This window comes from Micromonospora sp. NPDC049175 (assembly GCF_043197345.1).
In the GTDB taxonomy this organism is placed as follows: domain Bacteria; phylum Actinomycetota; class Actinomycetes; order Mycobacteriales; family Micromonosporaceae; genus Micromonospora.
This window is the reverse complement of record NZ_JBICSY010000010.1, coordinates 67,995-90,275: the sequence shown is the minus strand read 5'-3', so window position 1 is coordinate 90,275 and position 22,281 is coordinate 67,995. Positions and strand designations below refer to the sequence as shown.

Below are 22,281 nucleotides of genomic sequence, written 5' to 3'. Positions count from 1 at the left end.
CGGTAGATCTTGGACACTTTCCGTTAGGCGGCGGGCTGTGTCCAAGATTGCCAGTTGCGGCGGGGATCCGGCACGGTTACCGGGTTGTCGGTGGCTGTCGACACAATGTCGCCCATGCTCACCGTGAAGGATCCTCACGAGACGTGGCGGACGGAACTGCTCACACCTGTCGCGCTGCGGTGCGCAGGCCCCGGCCTGACCACCACCTTCGAGGATCTCCCCTCACGATGGCGTGACGCTCCGGTCCGGACCCTGCGGTGTGCGGACCCGGACGGCTCCTGGGCCGTCCTGGTCACGGTGGTCCGCGGCTATCCCCAACAGCCGGGCGACTCGCTCGTCGGCAACGAGTTCGGCCGTGACCCACACACCGGCTACGACCTGGACGCGCCCGGCAACCTGGTGTACGAGCTGCAGGTGACCGAGGACGACGGGTCCGACGAGGACGAGCTGCTGGCGTTCCGGCTCTTCGGTGACCCCCGGGCGGCCGGGGCGGAGGTGCTGCGGTGGGCCGGGAAGAAGGCGGCGTACTCGGTCAGCCCTCCGGTCGAGCGGGCCGAGGTGCGACAGCGCCGGGACCGTCGGCAGTTCGACAATCGGCAGGCCAGCGCGGCATCGCCGCTGGTCCGGATCGGCGCGGTGTCGGACGAGGCCGCCGCCGACGTCGACGCCGTCGACAGGTCCGCGTTGTGCTGGCACTTTCCGCGCGGCAACACGGGCGCCTACCTGCGGTCCGCGGTCGTCGCACTTGCCGGTTACGGCGAGCAGCGGCCGCACCTGCGGGGCCGGTGGCTCACCGCACGGGTCGAGGGCGGCGAGTTGGTCATCGGCGTCGACGAGCTGATCCCGGCCAACCAGCGGCACCGCTGGGACACCGCCCGCTGGCTGTGGGACCGCCGACAGGCGGACACCCCGGCGGGGCTTCGCTGGCAGGTCGATCGGGTCGAGCAGGCCGCCCCCGCGGTCACGGCCGTCCGCCGTGGCGCGTTGCCCGAGGCGCTGACAAACGCCGGGGTGGAGACAGAACCGGAGCTCGACGCGTTGCTGACCGGGGTGCCGTACCGGCTCTCCGACGCCGAACTCACCCCGACCTGGGTGGCGAACCTGTACCGCGGTCTCGCCGACCTCGCGCCCTGGCGGCTGGACGCGGCGTACCGGGGATGGCGTGACGGCCGGCAGGCACTGGGGCTGCCGGTTCGGGATCCGGTTGTCCTCTTCGGCCTTGGCGGCGTCGGCGCGGCCCGTAAACCGAAGCTCGCGCTCGACCACACCGGCGACGCCCCACTGCTGTGCCTGACCTACACCGGCAGCAGCGCGGTGCTGCCGTACGCGCACTGGACGGTGCCCACCGACCTCGACGCCCGCCTGTACGGGTGGCAACCGAGCCTGCCGTACCCGGGCTGACCGACGTCTGTCGGCGCGGCGGCGTACGACGGGGCCGGAGCGCGCCTGCGCTCCGGCCCCGTCACACGTGCGGTCGAACTACTGCTTGAGCATGTTGTCCAGCAGCAGGGCACAGCGGATCAGCCCGAGGTGGCTGTACGCCTGCGGGTGGTTGCCCAGCCCGCGCTCGGCGAGCGGGTCGTACTGCTCGGGGAGCAGCCCGGTCGGACCGGCGGTGAGCACCATCTGTGCGAACAGCTCCTCGGCGTCGGTGCGGCGGCCGGTGCGCAGGTACGCCTCGATCAGCCACGCCGTGCAGATGTGGAAGCCGCCCTCACGGCCGGGCAGGCCGTCGTCCCAGTGGTAGCGGTAGACGACCGGGCCGCTGCGCAGGTCCGCCTCGATGCGCAGGACGGTGGACAGGAAGCGCGGGTCGTCACCCGGGAGCAGGCCGGAGAGCCCGATCCAGAGCGACGAGGCGTCCATGTCCTCGTCCCCGTACGCGACGCTGTACGCCTCGACGTCGGAGTGCCAACCCTGCTCCAGGACGTTGGCGCCGATCCGGTCGCGCAGGTCCTTCCACTCCGGCCGGTCCTCGCCGCCGTGCTCGCGCATCACGTGCAGCGCCCGGTCGACGGTCATCCAGCACATCACCTTGGAGAAGACGTGGTGCCGTGGTGGCAGCCGCGCCTCCCAGATGCCGTGGTCCGGCTCGTGCCAACGGCGGCGGACCGCCTCGACCATGTTTTCCAGGACCCGCCACTCGTCCTCGCGGACCGAGCCGCGAGCGTCGGCGACGGCCGCGATCAGGTCGGCGATCGGGCCGAAGACGTCGAGCTGGAGCTGGTGGTTGGCGAGGTTGCCGACCCGGACCGGCCGGGAGCCGGCGTAGCCGGGCAGCGTGTCGATGACCGCCTCGGCGCCCAACTCGTACCCGTCGATCGTGTAGAGCGGGTGCAGTCGCTCCGGGTGGCCGCCGGTGCGCTCGATGCAGCCGTCCACCCAGCGCAGCAGCGCCTCGGCCTCCTCGACGGAGCCCAGGTCGACGAGTGCGCGGGCGGTCAGCGCGGCGTCGCGCAGCCAGCAGTAGCGGTAGTCCCAGTTGCGGACGCCGCCCAACTCCTCGGGGAGCGAGGTGGTCGCCGCGGCCAGGATCGAGCCGGTGGCCTCGTGACAGAGCCCGCGCAGGGTGAGGGCGCTGCGCGCGACCAGGTCACGGGCGGTGGACGGCAGCCGCAGCGAGGCCACCCAGTCCTTCCACGGCTGCTCGGCGGCGGCCTGCCGCTCGTGGATCGGCACCCGGTGGTGCTCCAGGCTGTGCGTGCCGAAGCGCAACTCCAGTACGACCTGCCCGCCGGCGGCGGAGAGGTCGACGATCGCCTTGGCGGTCTCGTACCCGCCGTCGTTGCCGACCTCCCACTCCACGCCGGGGGCGTAGAGCGCGACCGGCTCGTTGGAGCCGAGCACCAGCAGACCGTCGCCGATCGGCTGCAACTGCACGGCGACCTGACCGAACTCGGGCCTCGGCGCGAACTCCACCCGGGCCTTGCCGCTGCCGGTGAGCACCCGGATCAGGGTCGAGTCGCCGGTGATGACGGCGGGGCTGTCGTCCGGAGTGGTCTCCCGGGCCGGCTTGTCCAGCCAGTCGGTGACGGTGAGCCCGGACCACCGGGTCTCCACTGTCATCGTGCCGGAACGGTAGCGCTGGCCCAGCGGGATGCCCCCGCGTTCCGGGGCGACGCTGAAGTGACCGGCCGGGCTGCCACCGACCAGGTCGGCGAAGATCGCCGCCGAGTCCGGCTTGGGGTGACAGAGCCAGCTCACCTTGGCTTCGGGGGTGAGCAGAGCGACGGTACGACCGTTGGCCAGCATGGAGTGCCGCTCGATCGGCACCGCCCGCTCGCCGAACAGCCAGTGCCGTCGGGTCTCCAGCAGCAGCGCCAGCGCGCGGGCGGCCTCCAGCGGGTCGCCCACCCGGTAGCTGGCCTGGGTGTCCCCGGGGCCGATCTTGATGCCGAGGTCGGGACCGTGCAGGTGGCCGAACGCGTTCTCGTCGGTGACGTCGTCGCCGATGAACAGCACCGCGCTGGAGGCGAGCTGGGTCCGCAGTTGGTCGAGTGCGGTGCCCTTGTGGGTGGCCACGACGGAGAGCTCGATGACCTCCTTGCCCTGGGTCACGGTGACGCCGTCGAAGCTGGCCGGGCCGTTGCGGACGGCCTCGATGGCGGCGGCGGCGACCTCCGGGTCGACCCCGCGGGTGTGCACGGCCACGCTTGCCGGCTTGCGTTCCAGGCGGATGCCCGGGTGCGCGGCGGCGATCTCGCGCAGCGCGTTGCGTACCTGCTGGCGCACCGCGACCAGCTCGGGGGAGAGCCGCTCGACGAAGCCGATGTCGAACTCGGAGCCGTGGCTGCCGACGAGGTGCACCTCGCTGGGCAGCCGGGACAGTGCGGCCAGGTCGCGCAGCGCCCGGCCGGAGACGACCGCCACGGTTGTCTGCGGCAGCGCGGCGAGCGCGCGGACCGCGGCAACCGACTCGGGCAGTGGGACGGCCGTGCTCGGGTCCTCCACGATCGGCGCGAGTGTGCCGTCGTAGTCGCAGGCGACCAGGAGTTGGGGGACCCGGGCGATCCGGCCGATGGCGGAGCGCAGCTCGGGGTCCATCACCCCGGTGGCCATGGCGGCTCCATCGTTGACGGTCGTGTTCACTCGGCCTCCGCCTCGGGAACTCCGAGCTCGGAGAGGAAAGACTTGGCCCAGTGGCCCACGTCGTGGGTACGCAGGTGACGTTGCATTGTCCGCATCCGGCGGCGTGCCTCGGTTTTCTCCACGTGCACTGCCCGGAGCAGGGCGTCCTTGACCGCGTCCGGGTCGTGCGGGTTACACAGGAATGCCTGACGCAGCTCCGTTGCGGCGCCAGCAAACTCACTGAGTACGAGCGCGCCACCCTGGTCGGCGCGCGACGCCACGTACTCCTTGGCCACCAGGTTCATGCCGTCGCGTAGCGGTGTCACCATCATCACGTCGGCGGCGACGTACATCGCGGCGAGTTCACTGCGACTGTACGACTGATGCAGGTAATGCACTGCCGGCACGCCGACCCTGCCGAATTCGCCATTAATCCGGCCAACCTCGCGTTCGACCTTGACCCGTAGTGCCTGGTAGTGCTCGACCCGCTCGCGGCTGGGCGTGGCCACCTGCACCATAACCGCGTCGGGAACTGTCAACTTTCCGTCAGCAAGCAACTCGCGGAAGGCCTTGAGCCGCAACTCGATGCCCTTGGTGTAATCCAGCCGGTCCACGCCCAGGATTATCGTCTTCGGATCGCCCAACTCGGCGCGGATCTGCTTGGCCCGAGCCTGGATCGCCGGGTCGGCGGCCATCCGCTCCATCTCCTGGGTGTCGATCGAGATGGGGAAGGCGCCCGCCTTCACCTGCCGACCGTCGACCTGGATCATCTGCCCCTCGTAGCGCAGCCCGAGCAGGTGCCGCGCCAGCCGGACGAAGTTCTGTGCGGCCAACCTCTGCTGGAAGCCGACCAGGTCCGCGCCGAGCAGGCCGCGCAGGATCTCGGTGCGGAACGGCATCTGCATGAACAGCTCGATCGGCGGGAACGGGATGTGCAGGAAGAACCCGATCCGCAGGTCCGGGCGCAGCTCACGGAGCATCGCCGGGACCAACTGCAGCTGGTAGTCCTGCACCCAGACCGTCGCGCCCTCGGCCGCCACGTCCGCGGCGGCCTCCGCGAACCGGGCGTTGACCAGGCGGTACGCCTCCCGCCAGCGGCGCTTGTAGGCAGGTGTCTCGACCGCGTCGTGGTAGAGCGGCCAGATCGTCGCGTTGGACTGGCCCTCGTAGTAGCGCTCCAGCTCCTCGGCGCTCAGCGGGACCGGGTGCAGCCGGATCCCCTCCAGGTCGAACGGCTCGGGGGCGGCGCCGGTGCCGCCGGCCCAGCCGACCCAGGTGCCCTGGTGTTCGGCGAGCACGGGGTGCAGCGCGGTGACCAGCCCGCCAGGGCTGCGTCGCCACTGTCGGCCCTCGGGAGTGCTCACCTCGTCGACCGGCAGACGGTTCGCCACTACGACAAAGGAGCTACGGACGGTCACGATCGGCCACCTCCGGGTACTGACGGGTCCACCGCGAATGAGCGTACTGAGCGTAGCTGCGGCGTCTTGTGCCTCGTGCCGGAGTCTCCTACCCGCCCCGTACGCGCTGAAATCCCCAGGGTGATCTTGTCGACAGCCCGTCGCTCAGAGGTCGATGATCGGCCATTCCTTGGGCAGCACCTCGCCGAGCAACTCCCGCCGATCCGTCATGATCGGCACGAGGGGGTGGGCGGCGGCGTCCATCGCCAGCTGGGCCAGGTCCGTGTGCCCGGCCATTCGGCGTGACCATCCGCCGAGAAACGAGCACATGTTCGGCTCGACCGGGGTTACGCGGATGTGCGGCAACGCGGCGAGCACTTCGAGCATTTCCCACTGGCCGGGAGTGGCTTCCTGGTGTGCACGGACGAGGCAGAGCGCCGGCACCAGCACGTGCACGCCATAGTCGGCGGCTTCCGCGATGCGGTGACCGACATCCCGTTCGGACGACGAATAGGCTAGCAGGGCTGTCGCGTCCAATGCCAAGCCGTAGCCCGTCACCGGGTGGCCCTCGCACGTGCCGCCAAGACCTCTGCCTGGAGCTGGGCCGCCTGTTCGCGTAGTTCGGGGGTGATGCTCGCCCGCAACTGCTCCATCTCGGCGTGTACCCGCGCTACGCCCTCGTCGGTGATCTCGAAACCGGCCCGCCGGAGGATCTCCCGCGTCTTCTCCCCGGCCACCCTCCGTCGCAGAGACTCGGCGACGTAGGCGGAAGCGTTCGGCTCGTCGGCCAGTCTCTCCGCAAGATCGTCGGGCAGGCTGATGGTGATCTTCTTGGTCATACCAAAACCGTAATTTGCCTTACCGGCTCTGGCAAGGAGGCGCGCCCGCGTACTCCTGGGGCGGGGTGATGTGGGCGAAGCGCGGCGTACCTGTCAGGATTGACGATGGCGTGCGCGCGGCCGGCTACCGGCCGGCGGCGGCGGGCGGTCCTCGCAGCCCGCGCCCGCGCCGCCGATCAGCGACAGCAACCGACGGAGGTAGCCCGCACCGTGGCCCAGTACATCTACGTCCTGGAAAAGGCCCGCAAGGCGCACGGCGACAAGGTCGTGCTCGACAACGTGACGTTGAGCTTCCTGCCGGGAGCCAAGATCGGTGTGCTCGGTCCGAACGGCGCCGGTAAGTCCAGCCTCCTCAAGATCATGGCAGGACTGGACAAGCCGAGCAACGGCGAGGCCCGGCTCATGCCCGGCTACACCGTCGGCATGCTCGCCCAGGAGCCCCCGCTCAACGACGCCAAGACCGTGCTCGGCAACGTCGAGGAGGCGGTTGCCGAGACCAAGGCCAAGCTGGAGCGGTTCAACAAGATCGCCGAGCAGATGGCGACCGACTACTCCGACGAGCTGATGGAGGAGATGGGCAAGCTCCAGGAGGAGCTGGACCACCTCGACGCCTGGGACGTCGACTCCAAGCTCGAACTGGCCATGGACGCCCTGCGCTGCCCCCCGCCGGACGCCGACGTGACCCAGCTCTCCGGTGGTGAGCGTCGCCGGGTCGCGCTCTGCAAGCTGCTGCTGGAGGCGCCCGACCTGCTGCTGCTCGACGAGCCCACAAACCACCTGGACGCGGAGAGCGTCTCGTGGCTGGAGCAGCACCTGGCCAAGTACGCCGGCACCGTCATGGCGATCACCCACGACCGGTACTTCCTCGACAACGTGGCCGGCTGGATCCTGGAGCTGGACCGTGGCCGGGCCATCGGCTACGAGGGCAACTACTCCACCTACCTGGAGAAGAAGGCCGCTCGCCTGGCCGTCGAGGGTCGCCGCGACGCCAAGATGAAGAAGCGCCTCACCGAGGAGCTGGAGTGGGTCCGCTCCAACGCCAAGGCCCGCCAGACCAAGTCCAAGGCCCGCCTGGACCGGTACGACGAGATGGCCAACGAGGCGGAGAAGACCCGCAAGCTCGACTTCGAGGAGATCCAGATCCCGCCGGGCCCGCGACTGGGCAGCACGGTGATCGAGGCGGTCAACCTCAGCAAGGGCTTCGGCGACCGGCTGTTGATCGACAACCTGTCGTTCTCACTGCCGCGCAACGGCATCGTCGGCATCATCGGCCCCAACGGCGTCGGCAAGACCACGCTGTTCAAGACCATCGTCGGGCTGGAGCAGCCGACCGGCGGCCAGGTCCGGGTCGGCGAGACGGTCTCGTTGTCCTACGTCGACCAGAACCGCGAGGGCCTCAACGGTGACAAGACCGTCTGGGAGGTCGTCTCAGACGGGCTGGACTACCTGATGGTGGGCAAGGTCGAGATGCCGTCGCGGGCGTACATCGCCGCGTTCGGCTTCAAGGGACCGGACCAGCAGAAGCCGACGAAGGTGCTCTCCGGCGGTGAGCGCAACCGGCTCAACCTGGCGCTGACCCTGAAGATCGGCGGCAACGTCATCCTGCTCGACGAGCCGACGAACGACCTGGACGTGGAGACGCTGTCCAGCCTCGAGAACGCGCTGCTGGAGTTCCCCGGCTGCGCCGTGGTCATCTCGCACGACCGGATGTTCCTGGACCGGGTCGCCACGCACATCCTGGCCTGGGAGGGCGACGACCAGGACCCGACCAAATGGTTCTGGTTCGAGGGCAACTTCGAGGCGTACGAGAAGAACAAGATCGACCGCCTCGGCGCGGAGGCTGCCCGGCCGCACCGGGTGACGTACCGCAAGCTGACCCGCGACTGACCGGCCGAGAAGGTGTCTGACCGCTTCGTCTACCACTGCACGCTGCGCTGGTCCGACCTGGACGCGTACGGGCACATCAACAACTCGCGCTTCCTCACCCTCTACGAGGAGGCGCGGGTGGCGTTGATGTTCGCCGGTGGCCGGGCGTGGGGGGTCGGCTCGTTCGCCGACGGGGTGGTGATCCGCCGGCACGAGGTCGACTACCTGCGCCCCGTCGACTACGCGTTGGGTCGGGCCACCGCGGAGGCCGCGCCCACCGTCCGCATCGAGCTGTGGGTGGAGGAGATCCGGGCCTCCCGGTTCACCGTCGCCTACGAGCTGTACGACGGCGAGGTGCTGGCCAGCCGGGCCCGCTCGGTGCTGGTGCCGTTCGACCTGACCCGCCAGGTGCCCCGCCGGATCACGCAGGAGGAGCGGGACTTCCTGCTCACCTACGCACCGCAGGGCGGCCTGGCGTGACCCGGCCGGGCACGGGACAGGCAGCGGCGTCGACCCCGACGCACGGTGTGGTCGGGGTGGCCGACGCGGGTGCCTTCCTGGCCCGGCTGGTCCGGCTGGACCGGGCGGCGCCGGTCCGGTTGCGGCCGGCCGGTGTGCCCGGTCGGATCGCCCTCTGGGCCCGTCTGCCGTGGCAGGTGCTGGTGGTCCGGACGGTGGCCGGTGAGTCGGCCGACGGCAGCGCCGAGGACGTCACGGTGGCCGCCGCGGAGCTGCTCGCCGAGCTGGAACGCGGCGGTACGGCCCGGCCTGCCCGCCGGGACGCGCAGTGGCGGTGGCCGCTGCCCCCGACGCGCAGCCGGACGGTGGAGGCGCTGCCCGTTGCCGAGCTGCGGCGGATCGCGGACGCGGCGGCGGGCACCCTGCGTACGGCCAGCGAGCAGGGCGTGGCCGGCCGCGCGGTGGGTCAGCGGGCGCTGCGGGACGCGCTGCTCGACCACGTCGCGGTGCTCGTCACGCCGGACGGACCGCCCGCCCCGCCGGTCGAGGTGTCGCAGCGACTGGTGCAGGGGGTGGTCCGGATGGGCTTCCTCGGCGCCGCCGACGGCCCGTCCACCGACCACGACGAGGCGACCGTTCAGGTCCGGGTGGCCGGACGTTGGGTTGGCCTGGCGGGACCATACGGAGCGGCATGGTTGCAGACGGCCACGGATCTTGCGGTAACACCCCTCGGTACTCCTCCGAACGGATGACCCCTGCTCATTCTTCTGGGCTGGGGCGGTCGTTGGGGGGGTGCTTCAACTCGGCTGTCCGGGTACCGTCCATGCTCGGATCCAACGCACCGTAGGCGACTGGATCCGCTGGGGAGTGAGGTGCGCGAGCGATGCCGTGGTGGTCATGGCGCCCCGGTCCCGCCGACGGCGGCGATCCGGAAACCCGAAGCGGGATCACAGTGGAGAGCGCGGTCCGGGTCGGACCGCCCAACCCTCGCCAGCCGGGGGACGACTGCCCGGCCAGCGAGCGACCGGCTTTGCCCGAGATGCTGGCCACCGTCGAGCCGGTGAGTCTGCGTCGCGTGTGCGACGCACTCGACCTGCTCGACGTGCGGTACCTGGCCGACGGCGACGGCAACCTGCTGGCCATGTGGGAGCGGCACGCCGTGCTGGTCACCCTCGAAGGGCCGGAGGACGAGATCCTGGTCATGCGGGCACGCCCGCACGCCACCGTCCCGCCGGACTGGGCCGACCGGGCCTACCGGGTGGTCAACGAGTGGAACCACACCCGCCGGTTCTGCAAGGCCTACATCGGCGACCCGACGGAGCGCGGCCAGTTGCCGATCTACGCCGAGCTTCAGGTGCCGCTCGGTGCCGGCACCCACGACGCGCTGCTCGTCGAGATGCTCGACTGCGGCGCGGCGGTCGCCACCAGCTTCGTGGACTGGCTGCACGACGAGGGCGCGCTGCTCTGACGCTGCCCCGGCCCGACGATCAGCCACCGTTGGCCGGGTCCTCCTCGGCGTTGACCATGAAGTACGCGGCCCGCTCCAGGTAGTCCCAGAGCGTGGCGGCGATCGCCGGTTCGAGGTCGAGCCGGTCCACGGCGCGGCGCATGTTCCGTAGCCAGGCGTCCCGCTCGGCCGCGCCGATCCGGAACGGCGCGTGCCGCATCCGCAGTCGCGGGTGCCCACGCTGGGCGGAGTAGGTGTTCGGTCCACCCCAGTACTGCATCAGGAACAGGGTCATCCGATCCGCGGCCGGCCCCAGGTCCCCCTCCGGGTACATGGGCCGCAGCAGGGGATCGGTGGCGACGCCGGCATAGAACTCGTCGACAAGCCTGCGGAAGGTGGGCTCGCCGCCGACCGCTTCGAAGAGGGTCGTCGAAGCACCGGGACGCTCGGATTCGCCTGCGGGGTTCACCGTTCCATCCTGCCAGGTGCGCCGGGCGCGAGACCGACCCGCGCACCGTGCGTCGGATCACGCCGGGCCGATGCCCCACGCCCGGCCCGCACGGGTCCGCAGGGGCGGGCCGGGTCAGGTGACCGCGTGCCGGCGGTGGCCGTCGCTGGTACGCGGCTCGGGAGGGCCTGCCGCCGTGCCGCCGCCGGCGGCGTCGTCCGGGTGGCCGGACGGCTCGGCATTGGCCGCCGTGGCTGCCGCGATCGCGTCGCTGAACGCCTGCCGATCAGGCCAGCGCAGCGCGGCCACCACCATCAGCACCACGCCGGCCGCGCTCCACAGCCCCACCACGAGGGGGATGGTGTCGAAGCGATCGGCGATCAAACCGGTCGCCAGCACCGCGAAGCCCTGGATCACCTGGACGCCGGTCGCCATCACCCCGAAGGCGCGGGCGCGGATGCCGTTGGGGAGCGCCTGGACGAAGAGCCCGTTGGCCATCGGCAGCATGCCGGCGACCGCGAACCCGCAGATAGCGGCCAGCAGAGCAACCGCCAGCGGGGGCGGATCGAACAACGTCGGCACCAGCGCCAGTGGGGCGAGGACCGCGAGCGGTCGCATCAGCTTCAGTCGGCGGGCCGGCCCGAACAGGCGGCTCACCAGCAACCCGCCGAGGATGAAGCCGACCGGGCTGGCCGCCATGATCACTGCTTGGGCCGTGGTCGCGCTCATGTCGCCGCGGCCCTCCTCGTTGGCCCAGCCGACGGCCAACCCCTCGGGAATGATCGAGAAGAGCATCGCGCTGAACACCAGCACCGCGATGGCCCGCAGCACCGGTGTGCCGAACACGATGGTGAAGCCCTGGCGGGTCTCCTGCAGCAGGTGGCTGCGCTGCGCCGGGTTCGGCACCGCCGAGCGGTGTCGCACACCGAGGCGGACCAGCAGCGCCGACGCGCCGAACGTGGCCGCGTTGAACAGCAGCGCGACCCGCGGGTCGTAGGAGGCGGCGGCGGCGCCGAGCACGTATCCGACGATCTGGGCCGCCTGCCCCGCGCTGCCGTTCAGCGACAGCCCGAGCACCAGCCGGTCCCCGGCGAGCATCTGCGGCATCAACGCGGACTTCGCCGCCTGGCTCGGCGGGTTGGCGAGCGTGGCGGCGAAGATCAGCACCAGCACCGCCTGGTACGGCAGTTGCGGGATGGCGATGAGCAGCATCAACCCCATCCGGATGAGGTCACACGCCACCATCACCCGCCGGTACGGGTATCGCTCCGCGAGTGCGGCGAGCACCGGACCACCGAGCAGCCAGGGCAGGAAACTCACCGCGAAGGCGGCCGCGGAGAGCCCGACCGAATCGGTCCGCTGATAGACCAGCACGGTGACGGCGGCCTTCGCGACATAGTCGCCGACCCAGGAGAGGGCGCCCGCCACGAACACGGCGCGGAACTCGTGCTGGGCGAACACTTCGCGAAAAGTAGCGGGGCCTTCCGCGGAAGGTCGCTCGTCGGGCACCGTCGCCTCCATCGGCCTCCGGGTTGGCCGCTCGTGGCAGCCCGGCCGGATGCGCTCGTCAGATCTACGGATCAGCGAGGTTGTGATCACGCTTTGGCGGGAACGCGTGCTCCGGATTCTGCCCGATCGTCTGACAACTATCTAGGCCGAACGGCTCATTCGTCGCATCCCCGACTGAACGAACGGACGATACCTGAGGGGCCGGGCGGCTCGCGACCCCTGAATTCGAGGACGACGACGGGTGGGTCAGGTGGCACCCCCCTGACCCGTTTCACCGTCCGGCAACGGGCGGGGAGGAAGCCCGGGAAAGATGCGGGCCGCCGCGATCTGCGCGGTGATCCCCGAGTTCTCCAGCGCCTCCGCCAGCCGCCGACGCAACTCCCGGCCCACCGCGAACTGCCCGTCCGCTGTCGTCTTCACCACCGTGCGGATGACCGCACCGTCCACCGTCACCTGCTCGACACCCAGCACCTCCGGCGCCTCGACGATCTCCGGCGACAACTCCGGGTCGAGTGCGACCGAGGCGGCCGCGGTCCGCAGGACGGCGGTGGCCTCCTCGGTGCTGTTGAAGCCGATCGGTAGGTCCACCACCACGAGCGCCCAGCCCTGGCTCTTGTTGCCCACCCGGATGATCTCGCCGTTGCGGATGTACCAGAGCACTCCGCGACCGTCGCGCACAGTGGTCACCCGAAGCCCGACCGCCTCGACCACGCCCATCGCCTCGCCCAGGTCGACGTTGTCGCCCACGCCGTACTGATCCTCGATCAGCATGAACAGGCCGGCGATCAGGTCCTTGACCAGGCTCTGCGCGCCGAAGCCCAGCGCGACGCCGGCGATCCCCGCGCTGGCCAGCAGCGGGGCCAGATCGAAGCTGAACTCACGCAGGATCATCAGCAGCGCGATGCCGAAGACGAACGCGGTGGTCAGACTGCGCAGCACCGAGCCGATCGCCTCGGCCCGCTGCCGTCGCCGCTCGGGCACGAACTCGGTCGGGTCGACCGCCGCGCTGGGCACCCGCTCGCGCAGTGGTCGCAGCATCGTCGGCACCGCGCCGTCGGTCGTGGTGCGGACCAACCGGTTGATCGTGCGGTGCACCGCCCAGCGGGCCACCATCGCCAGCGCCAGGATCAGCAGCACCCGCAGCGGCTTGAGCAGGATCCAGTAACTGCCCTCGGCGAACCAGGCCGAACTGGTCCAGTCGTACAGGAATTCGCAGGAGGAACTGCCCTGGCAGTTCACCGACCCGCCGGTGGACAGGGCAAGGGGCATCACGCTTGCGGCACTCACCCTGTCTTCGTACCGCAAGGAGCCCGAGCGCCCACCGCCGACCCACCGGCAGGTGAGGGGCGAGCGCGCTAGCGCGTCGGCTGGATGCTGGCGAGCAGTTCGGTGATCCTCGTTCTGATGTCGTCGCGGACCTGGCGGACGACGTCGAGGGATTGGCCGGCGGGGTCGGTGAGCTTCCAGTCTTCGTAGCGTTTGCCGGGGAAGACGGGGCAGGCGTCGCCGCAGCCCATGGTGATGATGACGTCGCTGGCGCGGGCGGCGTCCCAGGTGAGCCGGGCTGGGATTTGTTCGGTGATGTCGATGCCGACTTCGCGCATGGCTTCGACGGCGACGGGGTTGATCTGGTCCGCGGGTTCGCTGCCCGCGGAGCGGACCTCGATGGCGTCGCCGGCGAGGTGTCGGAGCCAGCCGGCGGCCATCTGGGAGCGGCCGGCGTTGTGGACGCAGACGAACAGGACGCTGGGCTTGTCGGTCATCGGGCTTCTGTCTCCGGAGAGAGTCGGGGGGCGACCACGGCGTCGGCGGAGTTCTCGGCACCGGGGTACCAGGCGGCGATGGCGGCGATGGCGACCAGGCCGCCGACGAGCTGCGCGCCGACGAAGCCGGGAAGCGAGGTGGGGGCGATTCCGGCGAAGGTGTCGGTGAAGGCGCGGCCGATGGTGACGGCGGGATTCGCGAATGAGGTGGACGAGGTGAACCAGTAGGCGGCACCGATGTAGGCGCCCACGGCGGCCGGAGCCGCACTGCTGCGGCCGGTGCGGGCGAGGGCGAAGATCAGGACGATCAGGCCGGCGGTGGCGATGATCTCGGCCAGCCACAGGTTTCCGCCGATGCGATCGGTGCGGGACCACGTGGCGGCTGGTAGTTCGAACATCAGGTTGGCCAGAACGGTTCCGGTGATCGCGCCGCAGACCTGGGCGGCGACGTAGGCGGCGAGATCACCGGCGGTCAGGCCGGTGCCGGCGCGACGGCCGAGCCACCAGTCGACGACGGAGACGATCGGATTGAAGTGCGCGCCCGATATCGGGCCGAAGGTCAGGATCAACGCGCCCAGCGCCAGGGCGGTGGCGATCGCGTTCTCCAGGAGTTGGAGCCCAACGTCGGTGGGCGAGAGTCGGGCGGCGGCGATCCCGGAACCGACGACGGCGGCGACGAGCAAGGCCGTACCGACGAACTCCGCCGACGCGCGACGGGCCGGCAGGCTCACGCGGTGGCCTCCGCGGAGGTGGCGGAGAGGTCCAGAAGCGCGCGGAGTTGCCGGAACGCGTCCGGGCGGACCCGGTACCAGACCCACGTGCCGCGCCGCTCGGAGTCGACCAGGCCAGCCTCCCGCAAGACCTTCAGGTGATGGGAGATGGTCGGCCCGGACAGCTCGAACGCGGGGGTCAGATCGCAGACGCACATCTCCGGCACCGAAGCGATCATCGACATCAGCCGTAGCCGGACCGGGTCGCCCAGGGCCTTGAACAGTGGCGCGACCACTGCTGCCTGGTCGGTGTCCATGGGGCGAACCGCGATCGGCGCGCAGCAGGCCACCGCGTCCAGGCTCATCACCGGCAGGGCTTGTTTCGACATTTCTCTAGGTTGACAGATTTCAAAACAAGGTGCAACGTTGGTCCTGCTTCGAAAAGCATCAAGACAAGGGCGTGGTGGGCAAGCCGTTGTACGGCGGCCTGCCGCGCCGAGGTCCGCTCCGACCAGCCACCACACCCTCCAGATCGGTAAGGAGAGTCATGTCCCGCGTTCAGCTCGCCCTGCGTGTGTCCGACCTCGAAGGCTCCGTCGTCTTCTACTCCACGCTGTTCGGCGTCGAGCCCGCCAAGCGCCGCCCCGGCTACGCCAACTTCGCCGTCGAGAACCCGCCGCTGAAGCTCGTCCTGCTCGAAGGCGAGCCCGACCAGCCCACCGTGATGGACCACCTGGGCGTCGAGGTGTTCAGCACCGATGACGTCAACGCGGCCACCACGCGCCTCACCGACTCCGGTCTGATCACCCTGGAGGAGAACGGCACCGAGTGCTGCTACGCCCTCCAGGACAAGGTGTGGGTGCGCGGCCCTGGTAACGAGCCCTGGGAGGTCTACACCGTGAAGGCCGACTCCGACCAGTTGGAGAAGGCCACCGAAAGCGCCTGTTGCACACCCGCCGCCGAGACGGAACCGGCCACCGGTTGCCGCTGCTGATGCCGGGACGCCCTCCCCGCTCTCCAACTGGAGGGCGGGGGGGCGGCGGTACGGCCAGGTCGGGATGGCGATCCGCCCGGATGCGGATGATCCTCATACCTCATGCGGGATTAGTACGTGCAATCCGGGGTCCGATCAGGGACTATTGGCGCAACGGACGTCGGTGATCGGCCCGGCGTCGACCGTGTGGGTGGTCATGCCCGACCGCGGTCGACGGCGGTACGCAGCAGCCGCTGAACCGGGAGGGTGATCGCGATGCCTGACATACGACCCACGGTGGGCTCCGGCGCGTTGGTCCTCAACGCCACCTACGAGCCGCTGTGTGTCGTGTCGGTGCGTCGCGCCGCGATCCTCGTTCTCTCCGCCAAGGCGGTCTGCGTCGCCGACGGCGACGGCATCCTGCACAGCGCCCGCGACGCGCTTCCGGTGCCCTCCGTGGTCCGGCTGACCCGCTTCGTCCGCGTGCCGTACCGGACGCACGTGGGGTTGTCCCGGCGGGCGATCTTCGCCCGCGACGGGTGGCGGTGCGCCTACTGTCGGGGCCCGGCCGAGACCATCGACCATGTCTTCCCCCGCAGCCGGGGTGGCCGACACGCCTGGGAGAACGTGGTCGCCGCGTGTGCCCGGTGCAACCACACGAAGGGCGACAAGACGCCGGCGGAGATGGGGTGGCGGTTGCACGCGTTGCCCGCCGCTCCGAAGGGCACCGCCTGGCGGGTGCTCGGGCACCGCGCCCCCGACCCCCGTTGGGCCGACTGGCTGGATCTGCGGGAGCCGGAAGCCGCCGCCTGACCAGCGCCGCCGGCGGCATCGATCGCGCTGCGGGCGAGAGCACGGGTGCCGGACGTGGCGCCCAACCCGTCGGGCACGATGGGCTCATGACGCCGCTCTGCCGACACGACAGTGACGACTGCGGTCCGGCATGACCGCCGCGAGGATCGCCCCGGTGCTGCAGAGCCGCTTCAGCCCGCTGCGCTTCGACAGTGACCACCAACTGTCCGACGGGGAGGTGGCGGTCCTGCTGGAGGCGGCCCGGTGGGCACCGTCGGCCGGCAACTCCCAACCGTGGGCGTTCCACCTCCGCCGACGTGGTGACGCGGGGCACGCCGCGCTCGTCGACCACCTCGCCGCGAGTTCACGCCGATGGGCCCCGCAGGCCAGCGCGCTGGTCGTGAACCTCGCACAGCGGGGAGTCGACGACAGCGGGATGGAGTACTCCGAGTTCGCCGACTACGACCTCGGCCAGGCGGTCGCGCACATGACCGTGCAGGCCCACTCCATGGGCCTGGCGTGCCGGCAGTTTCGCGCCTTCAACCTCGACGCCCTCCGCGACACCATGCGCGTCGCACCCGGTTGGCAGATACTCACCATGACCGCCATCGGCGTGGCAGCCGATGACGACGATCCCGTCCCGCGACACCGCCGCAGCATCACCGACCTCAGCACCGCCGGAGTCGAACCGCCCGATCACGACACGACGGACCAGCCGCGTCGAGCGTAGAACGGCGCGACTGCGGCGCTTGTGGTTGGCTCAGTCCTGCTGGTCGGCTGCCCGGCGGTCCGCGCGCTGGTGACGGTCGGCTGCTCGGCCGTACGCGACCGCGAGCAGCCGGTCGATCTCGGGCAGTAGCTGCGGGCCGGGCATGACGATGCTGCCGAAGCCGTACAGCGCGTAGCCCGGGTGCGGCATGAGGGTGTCCAGCCGGGCGAAGTCGAAGTCGTCCCGGTGCTCCTCGAACGCCTTGGGCGGAAAGCCGAAGCGTCGCTCGAACTCGTCTCGGCCCAGGTCCAGGTTGAGGCGGAAGACGCCGGGACGGTCCAGTTGCGCGGCCTCGTCGAAGCCGGGCACATCGTGCTCGACGATTGTGGCGAACGGCTGCCGGCGGTCCGGGCCGACGAAGAAGAACCGGTCGCCCCAGGCCGCCTCGGGTGACCCGTTCTCCTCGCTCGCCACGACCTGCGCGACTCCGGGCAGCGCGACGATCCGGTCGGCGAGCGTGGCCGCGTCGACGCCGGTCGGGACGTGCAGGACCGCGTCGGCGTGCTCGATGATGGCCCGGTCCAGCGGGAAGTACCGGTAGTCGTGCGTCCGCCGCTCGGCCGGCCCGATGTCGGACGCCGGCACGTACCGGGGGAGGTCGGTCTCCTGCTGGAGCCTGCCCTCGTAGGTCGACGCGGCGGGGGCCTCGATGCCGAGCGCCGGGCTCGCGCCCAGGCTGCCGACGATCACCGCGTACCGGTCACCCAGCAGCGTCGCGACGATCGCGCCGGCGCCGGCCCACGACACGTCCGTGTCGGCAGTCGTCATCGTGCCCGGCTGGCGCTGGAGGTGCGTGTTGTGTCCGAAGACGAGCGTGGGTCCGCGGTGTGCCTCGGCGGAACGGATCGCGAGCAGGTTCTCGGCCATCAGCGCGTCCCGGACCGCGGCCAGGCGGCCGAAGCGTTCCTCAGGGGCCAGTGGGGCGGCGGCCGCGGCGTGGTAGCGCAGCACCGCGACCGCGGACATCGCGTGCACGAGCGCCGCCGACCAGCCGTCGGGCTTCCAGGGCGCCCGCAGATACAACTCGGTGAGGAGGTCGTCGGCGAGCACCTGCAGTGCGCGGGCGTCGGCCGAGCGCCCCACCGACCGACCCGGCTCCCAGATCGCGGCCGTGTCGGTCCACCGCGCCTCGTCACCGACCAGGTCGTCGATCTCGGCGGACCGGTCGAGGCCGAGGAAGTCACACACCCGGGTGAGGTGAAGGCGCGGGCTCGGGGCGTTGGCCAGCTCCAACGGGGCGTCGAAGCCGTGGAACGTCAGGCGTTCGGCGGGCGGGCGTCCCGCGTTCCATTCGCGCATCCGCAGCAGCAGGTCGCGGTTGGCCGGGGCGGCGCCGAACCCGTGGCTGAACCCTTCGGCGAGCGCCCGGTCGAGCGGCACGTCGGCGCCACCCTGCACGAACTCGTTGGCGATCAGCCCGGCCGCGCGGTCGCTCTCCACCGCGATCGACAGGTAGCCGTGCTCCGCCAGCGACAGGAAGGCGTCGTTGCGGAGTTGGAGGAAGGCGGACTCGGCGTGCGTCGGCTCGCCGAGCGCGAGCAGGTCCGGGGATACCGCGAGCAGGTCGAGAAGAGCTGGCATTCCATAAACCGTATCGTTGAACCAGCGGTTGAGACTCAGCAGCGACGGAGCACGGGTGACAGCCACACAACCCTCAAACACCGGGGTACGCCGCCCGGTCGACCTCGCACGTGCCCACGGGCTCTCCGCGCAGGCCGTGCGCAACTACGAACGAGACGGCGTCCTGCCGCCGGCCCCGCGCACACCGAACGGCTACCGCCGGTTCACCGAGGTGCACGCCAGGGCGTTGAGCGCCTACCTCGCGTTGATCGCGGGCCACGGCTACGCGGCCAGCGGCGAGATCATGCGGGCCGTCAACCGTGGTGAGATCGACGCCGCGTTGCGCATCGTCGATGACTCCCATGCCCTGCTCCAGCGCGACCGGGAGACCCTGGACGCGGTCGAGACGGCGGTGGCGACACTCACCGCGATGCGGCCGCAACCGCAGACCCGGACAGCCGTGTCCGTCAGCGTGCTGGCCCACCGCCTCGGTGTCCGGCCCGCCACGTTGCGCAAGTGGGAGCGGGCCGGGGTGCTGCGGCCGGCACGCGACCCGGCGACCCACTACCGGGTCTACCTCCCGGACGACGTCCGCGACGCCGAGCTGGCCCACCTGTTACGCCGCGGTGGGTACCGGCTCGACCACATCGCCGGCGTGCTGCGTCAGGTACGCGGGGCGGGCGGCACCGAACCGCTCGCCGCGTCGCTGAGCCGGTGGCGGGAACGGCTCACCGAACGCGGCCGGGCGATGCTCAGAGGGGCCGCCCGGCTCGCCGACTACCTGGACGCTGCTCAACCACCACCGCGCGCCTTGACCAGCGAGGCGAAGACCACCACATTGTCCGCGTAGCCGGTCTCGCCGCCGACCCGTCGGCCGTCATTTTTCGATACCGGTGTGCAGGTTCGCGCAGTGTAGAACATTTGGTTCTACACTGGGTTCATGGAGCGTATCGGGGTCCGGGAGCTGAACCAGAACACGAGTCAGGTGCTGGCTCGGGTGAGGGGCGGCGAGACGGTCGAGATCACCGATCGCGGGCATCCGATCGCCCGACTGGTCCCGGTCAATGACGACAGATCTGTGCTGGCCAAGCTGGTGGTGGCGGGGCGGGCCGTCGCGCCGACCGGGAGCGGCCCGGTCCCGCTTCCGCCAAACCTCGGTGCCGGGGACGTGGACGTGGCTGCCACTCTCGCCGAGATGCGAGACGAGGAGCGCTGGTGATCTATCTCGACTCCGCCGCCGTCGTGAAGTTGGTTCGGCAGGAGGCGTGCAGCGCCGACCTCGTCTCCTGGCTCAACGCGCAGGGCGACGTCCCGCTGGTCTCCTCCGCTCTCGTCGAGGTTGAGGTGCCCAGGGCGTTGCGCCGGTCAGCGCCGCAAGCCTTGATCGGAGTGCCGGCGGCTGTCGGACGGCTCTTCCGGTTGGAGATCGATGGCACCGTCCGCGCCACCGCAGCGGCCTTCGCGGAGCCGGCGCTACGCAGTCTCGACGCCATACACCTTGCCACGGCCCAGGTTCTGACAAACGAGTCCGGAACGGCGCTCATCGCATTCGTCAGTTACGACCGGCGGCTGCTCGACTGCGCCAAGGCCGCTGGGTTGCCCGTGGCAAGCCCAGGCCAGAACTAACCCACGGTTCCGGTCTGCCCGCCCTCACCCTGAACGTGCCTTGACCAGGGACGCGAACACCACCACGTTGTCGGAGTAGCCGGTCTCGCCGCCGACCCACTGGCCGCCGCAGGTGATCAGTCGAAGGCTCGGGTGGCTGAAGTCGCCGTACACCTCGTCCACCGGCAGTCGGCCCTTGTCGAACTTCTCCACCGAGTTCACCTCGAAGACCGCCACGTTACGGTCGGTGCGGGTGACCTCGATCTGGTCGCCGTCGCGCAGTTCGCGGAGCTGGTGGAAGACCGCCGGCCCGCTCGTGGTGTCGACGTGCCCGACGATCACCGCCGGGCCGTACTGGCCGGGGGTCGGCCCCTGGTCGTACCAGCCGGCCTCCTGGGCGCGCGCCGCGTCCGGCACGGCGATGGTGCCGTCCGGAGCGATGCCCACGTCGTGTACGGGCGCCCGCAGGTCGATCTTCTCGATGGCGAGGCTTGTCGGGCGGCTGGCCGGCAGCACCGGGAACTTCTTCGGCGGCGGTCGAAACCCGGCGCTGAGCCGGTCCGGTAGCAGGCTCATCCCGGTCACCTGCTCCACGCCGAGCATCGCGACGATCAGCACCATCACGGCGGCGATGGCCAGCACCGGCAGCCCCGGTCCCGTACCGAAACGGGGTCGGAACGACCGCGCTCCGGCCGGGCGCGGCGACAGCGGGGCGGCCACCGGATCCGGGGTGGCGACACTTGCCGACCCGGCCTGCCCGGCGACCCGACCCAGCCGGCCGGAGGCGCGGGCCACCAGCCGGCCGGAGGCGCGCAGCAGCCGGCCGGCTCGGAAGCGGGCGCGGCGGTCCGGCCGCGCACGCGCGGATCTGCGGGTCATGAGTCATCCGGCTCAGGAGCCGGCTCCGGTCCGACGTCGGCCGCCGGCCATTCCGAGCGCGACAGCGGTGGCGACAAGCGCCACGCCGCCGAGCACCAGCAACGAGCCGGTGCCACGGCCGCCGGCCGTCCCGCCGCCCCCGGTCGCCGGTCCCTTGCTGGGGGAGGCCATGTTCAGCACGGTGAGCGTGGTCGAGGCCGTCTGGCCGTTCTCGCAGCGCAGTTCGACCGGGTAGTCACCGGCCGGCTTGTCCCTCGGGATTGTTGCCTGCCCGGTCAGGAAGCCCTTGTCTGGTTTGAGCATCACGTGCGGAAACGCGTCGGAGTGCACGGTGGACTGGCGGTTGTTGTTGGCGTTGTCGCAGCCCGCCTTGATGCTGACCCGGCTGCCGGCCTGGGCGCTGTTCGGCATCACCTCGACGAAGACGTTCTCGCCGGCGCGCGCCGGTGCGACCGACATCAGGACAAACGCCCCGACCAGCGCAACAAGCGTCAGTGCGGACGAGAGCGCGCGGTTGATCGTGCGGATTCCCTGCATGATTCCCCCCAACCGGCGACGACCGCCGGAACCTCCGCCCTCATTCCGCCTCCGCGCCGCGGCACTCCGGACGGAAGAAAGGGCGTCCCCTGGGCACGCCGCTGCTTTCCCGCTGGCTCGGGGCCAAACCCGGGTCAGCCGCGGCGGGGGGAGGGGAGGGGAGTGATCGGTCGCCAGTCGAGCGGGGAGGAGAGGACCATCGTGCTCGACGGCTGGCCGTACGGGGCGAGCCGGTCGATGACCGCCTCGAAGTCGCCGATCGAGCCAGCGGCCACCTTGAGCATGCTGCACGCGTCGCCGGTGATCCGGTGGATCTCCAGGATCTCCGGCCAGTCGGCCACCGCCGGGTCGTGCAGGATGCAGCGCGCGCCGTAGCAGGACATCCGGATCAGCGCGACCACGGTGCGGCCGGCTCGGGTCAGGTCGACGTGGGCGTGGTAGCCGGTGACGACCCCGGCCTCCTCCAGCCGGCGAACCCGCTCCGCGACGGCCGGCGGGGACAGGTGCACCCGCCGGGACAACTCGCTGAAGGAGAGCCGGGCGTCGGCCTGCAACTCGCGCAGCAGCGCCCAGTCCATGTCGTCCACGCTCAGACCTTACTTTCGTGAACCAACTTCGCCTAGTTGCCTTCGGTTTGCCAGGAGAAGGCGGTGAGAGCCG

24 protein-coding genes and 2 pseudogenes are annotated in these 22,281 nt (G+C 70.7%); 11 read left to right on the top strand and 15 right to left on the bottom strand.

Features of this window, described 5'->3' with window-relative positions:
- Positions 1 to 114: 114 nt before the first annotated feature.
- A complete protein-coding gene (locus ACGFH8_RS30225; RefSeq protein ID WP_393373779.1) occupies positions 115 to 1,401 on the top strand; it encodes a hypothetical protein in 1,287 nt (428 codons plus the stop codon).
- A 78-nt stretch (positions 1,402 to 1,479) separates the two neighbouring features.
- On the opposite strand, the gene otsB is transcribed toward ACGFH8_RS30225, so the two are convergent.
- The 4 genes from otsB to ACGFH8_RS30205 all read right to left on the bottom strand — a co-directional run bounded on the left by otsB (position 1,480) and on the right by ACGFH8_RS30205 (position 6,304).
- Positions 1,480 to 4,059: a trehalose-phosphatase gene (gene otsB, locus ACGFH8_RS30220; protein ID WP_393373776.1), complete on the bottom strand. Its 2,580-nt coding sequence runs from the start codon at positions 4,057 to 4,059 to the stop codon at positions 1,480 to 1,482.
- A 26-nt stretch (positions 4,060 to 4,085) separates the two neighbouring features.
- The gene (locus ACGFH8_RS30215) at positions 4,086 to 5,486 is read right to left on the bottom strand and encodes a trehalose-6-phosphate synthase (protein WP_030488230.1); all 1,401 of its coding nucleotides are present in this window, start codon (positions 5,484 to 5,486) and stop codon (positions 4,086 to 4,088) included.
- A gap of 144 nt (positions 5,487 to 5,630) precedes the next feature.
- Positions 5,631 to 6,023, bottom strand: coding sequence for a hypothetical protein (locus ACGFH8_RS30210; RefSeq protein ID WP_393242248.1), 393 nt, complete (start codon positions 6,021 to 6,023; stop codon positions 5,631 to 5,633).
- On the bottom strand, positions 6,020 to 6,304 hold the full coding sequence (locus ACGFH8_RS30205; protein ID WP_393373773.1) for a hypothetical protein: 285 nt from the start codon (positions 6,302 to 6,304) through the stop codon (positions 6,020 to 6,022). The genes ACGFH8_RS30210 and ACGFH8_RS30205 overlap by 4 nt, the downstream gene beginning before the upstream one ends.
- 210 nt (positions 6,305 to 6,514) lie before the next feature.
- On the opposite strand from ACGFH8_RS30205, the gene ettA reads away from it, so the two are divergent.
- The 4 genes from ettA to ACGFH8_RS30185 all read left to right on the top strand — a co-directional run bounded on the left by ettA (position 6,515) and on the right by ACGFH8_RS30185 (position 10,097).
- Positions 6,515 to 8,191 carry an energy-dependent translational throttle protein EttA gene (ettA, locus tag ACGFH8_RS30200; RefSeq protein ID WP_393373771.1) on the top strand — a complete coding sequence of 559 codons (1,677 nt, stop codon included), beginning with the start codon at positions 6,515 to 6,517 and terminating at the stop codon, positions 8,189 to 8,191.
- Positions 8,192 to 8,203: 12 nt separating this feature from the next.
- Entirely contained in the window at positions 8,204 to 8,650 is a 447-nt protein-coding gene (locus tag ACGFH8_RS30195) for an acyl-CoA thioesterase (protein ID WP_393373769.1), read from the top strand.
- Positions 8,647 to 9,381, top strand: a complete 735-nt coding sequence (locus ACGFH8_RS30190; RefSeq protein ID WP_393373766.1) for a hypothetical protein — start codon at positions 8,647 to 8,649, stop codon at positions 9,379 to 9,381. The genes ACGFH8_RS30195 and ACGFH8_RS30190 overlap by 4 nt, the downstream gene beginning before the upstream one ends.
- Positions 9,382 to 9,512: 131 nt before the next feature.
- Positions 9,513 to 10,097, top strand: coding sequence for a YbjN domain-containing protein (locus tag ACGFH8_RS30185; RefSeq protein ID WP_393373764.1), 585 nt, complete (start codon positions 9,513 to 9,515; stop codon positions 10,095 to 10,097).
- A gap of 19 nt (positions 10,098 to 10,116) precedes the next feature.
- Here the strand turns inward: ACGFH8_RS30185 and ACGFH8_RS30180 are convergent, their stop codons facing one another.
- The 6 genes from ACGFH8_RS30180 to ACGFH8_RS30155 all read right to left on the bottom strand — a co-directional run bounded on the left by ACGFH8_RS30180 (position 10,117) and on the right by ACGFH8_RS30155 (position 14,895).
- Complete coding sequence (locus tag ACGFH8_RS30180; RefSeq protein ID WP_393373762.1) at positions 10,117 to 10,545, bottom strand: globin; 429 nt, start codon at positions 10,543 to 10,545, stop codon at positions 10,117 to 10,119.
- A gap of 114 nt (positions 10,546 to 10,659) precedes the next feature.
- Complete coding sequence (locus tag ACGFH8_RS30175; RefSeq protein WP_393373760.1) at positions 10,660 to 12,045, bottom strand: MFS transporter; 1,386 nt, start codon at positions 12,043 to 12,045, stop codon at positions 10,660 to 10,662.
- Between the two features lie 234 nt (positions 12,046 to 12,279).
- Positions 12,280 to 13,302, bottom strand: coding sequence for a mechanosensitive ion channel family protein (locus tag ACGFH8_RS30170; protein ID WP_393374018.1), 1,023 nt, complete (start codon positions 13,300 to 13,302; stop codon positions 12,280 to 12,282).
- Positions 13,303 to 13,388: 86 nt separating this feature from the next.
- Positions 13,389 to 13,796, bottom strand: coding sequence for an arsenate reductase ArsC (locus ACGFH8_RS30165; RefSeq protein WP_393373758.1), 408 nt, complete (start codon positions 13,794 to 13,796; stop codon positions 13,389 to 13,391).
- The gene (locus ACGFH8_RS30160; RefSeq protein WP_393373757.1) at positions 13,793 to 14,527 is read right to left on the bottom strand and encodes an aquaporin; all 735 of its coding nucleotides are present in this window, start codon (positions 14,525 to 14,527) and stop codon (positions 13,793 to 13,795) included. Before ACGFH8_RS30160 ends, ACGFH8_RS30165 begins: the two co-directional genes overlap by 4 nt.
- The gene (locus tag ACGFH8_RS30155) at positions 14,524 to 14,895 is read right to left on the bottom strand and encodes an ArsR/SmtB family transcription factor (protein WP_393373755.1); all 372 of its coding nucleotides are present in this window, start codon (positions 14,893 to 14,895) and stop codon (positions 14,524 to 14,526) included. Before ACGFH8_RS30155 ends, ACGFH8_RS30160 begins: the two co-directional genes overlap by 4 nt.
- 158 nt (positions 14,896 to 15,053) lie before the next feature.
- Here ACGFH8_RS30155 and ACGFH8_RS30150 point away from each other — a divergent pair, with 158 nt between their 5' ends.
- The 3 genes from ACGFH8_RS30150 (at position 15,054) to ACGFH8_RS30140 (ending at position 17,001) form a co-directional block, all read left to right on the top strand.
- Positions 15,054 to 15,500 carry an ArsI/CadI family heavy metal resistance metalloenzyme gene (locus tag ACGFH8_RS30150; RefSeq protein WP_393373752.1) on the top strand — a complete coding sequence of 149 codons (447 nt, stop codon included), beginning with the start codon at positions 15,054 to 15,056 and terminating at the stop codon, positions 15,498 to 15,500.
- Between the two features lie 255 nt (positions 15,501 to 15,755).
- A complete protein-coding gene (locus tag ACGFH8_RS30145; RefSeq protein WP_030333470.1) occupies positions 15,756 to 16,292 on the top strand; it encodes an HNH endonuclease in 537 nt (178 codons plus the stop codon).
- Positions 16,293 to 16,422: 130 nt separating this feature from the next.
- Complete coding sequence (locus tag ACGFH8_RS30140; RefSeq protein ID WP_393373749.1) at positions 16,423 to 17,001, top strand: nitroreductase family protein; 579 nt, start codon at positions 16,423 to 16,425, stop codon at positions 16,999 to 17,001.
- A gap of 30 nt (positions 17,002 to 17,031) precedes the next feature.
- Here ACGFH8_RS30140 and ACGFH8_RS30135 read toward each other — a convergent pair whose 3' ends face one another.
- Positions 17,032 to 18,621, bottom strand: a complete 1,590-nt coding sequence (locus tag ACGFH8_RS30135) for a DUF6194 family protein (RefSeq protein WP_393373746.1) — start codon at positions 18,619 to 18,621, stop codon at positions 17,032 to 17,034.
- Between the two features lie 55 nt (positions 18,622 to 18,676).
- Here ACGFH8_RS30135 and ACGFH8_RS30130 point away from each other — a divergent pair.
- Positions 18,677 to 19,384: pseudogene (locus ACGFH8_RS30130) on the top strand (TioE family transcriptional regulator); the annotation flags it as partial.
- An 8-nt stretch (positions 19,385 to 19,392) separates the two neighbouring features.
- Here ACGFH8_RS30130 and ACGFH8_RS30125 read toward each other — a convergent pair.
- A pseudogene (locus tag ACGFH8_RS30125) lies at positions 19,393 to 19,476 on the bottom strand (class F sortase); the annotation flags it as partial.
- A 64-nt stretch (positions 19,477 to 19,540) separates the two neighbouring features.
- Here ACGFH8_RS30125 and ACGFH8_RS30120 point away from each other — a divergent pair.
- Both ACGFH8_RS30120 and ACGFH8_RS30115 read left to right on the top strand, forming a co-directional pair.
- The gene (locus ACGFH8_RS30120) at positions 19,541 to 19,819 is read left to right on the top strand and encodes a type II toxin-antitoxin system Phd/YefM family antitoxin (RefSeq protein WP_393373743.1); all 279 of its coding nucleotides are present in this window, start codon (positions 19,541 to 19,543) and stop codon (positions 19,817 to 19,819) included.
- Positions 19,816 to 20,226: a type II toxin-antitoxin system VapC family toxin gene (locus ACGFH8_RS30115; protein WP_393373741.1), complete on the top strand. Its 411-nt coding sequence runs from the start codon at positions 19,816 to 19,818 to the stop codon at positions 20,224 to 20,226. The genes ACGFH8_RS30120 and ACGFH8_RS30115 overlap by 4 nt, the downstream gene beginning before the upstream one ends.
- Before the next feature lie 24 nt (positions 20,227 to 20,250).
- Here the strand turns inward: ACGFH8_RS30115 and ACGFH8_RS30110 are convergent, their stop codons facing one another.
- The 3 genes from ACGFH8_RS30110 to ACGFH8_RS30100 form a co-directional block, all read right to left on the bottom strand.
- Positions 20,251 to 21,021, bottom strand: a complete 771-nt coding sequence (locus ACGFH8_RS30110; RefSeq protein WP_393374015.1) for a class F sortase — start codon at positions 21,019 to 21,021, stop codon at positions 20,251 to 20,253.
- A 75-nt stretch (positions 21,022 to 21,096) separates the two neighbouring features.
- A complete protein-coding gene (locus ACGFH8_RS30105) occupies positions 21,097 to 21,621 on the bottom strand; it encodes a hypothetical protein (protein WP_393373738.1) in 525 nt (174 codons plus the stop codon).
- A gap of 134 nt (positions 21,622 to 21,755) precedes the next feature.
- Complete coding sequence (locus ACGFH8_RS30100; protein ID WP_393373736.1) at positions 21,756 to 22,208, bottom strand: Lrp/AsnC family transcriptional regulator; 453 nt, start codon at positions 22,206 to 22,208, stop codon at positions 21,756 to 21,758.
- Positions 22,209 to 22,281: the final 73 nt, after the last annotated feature.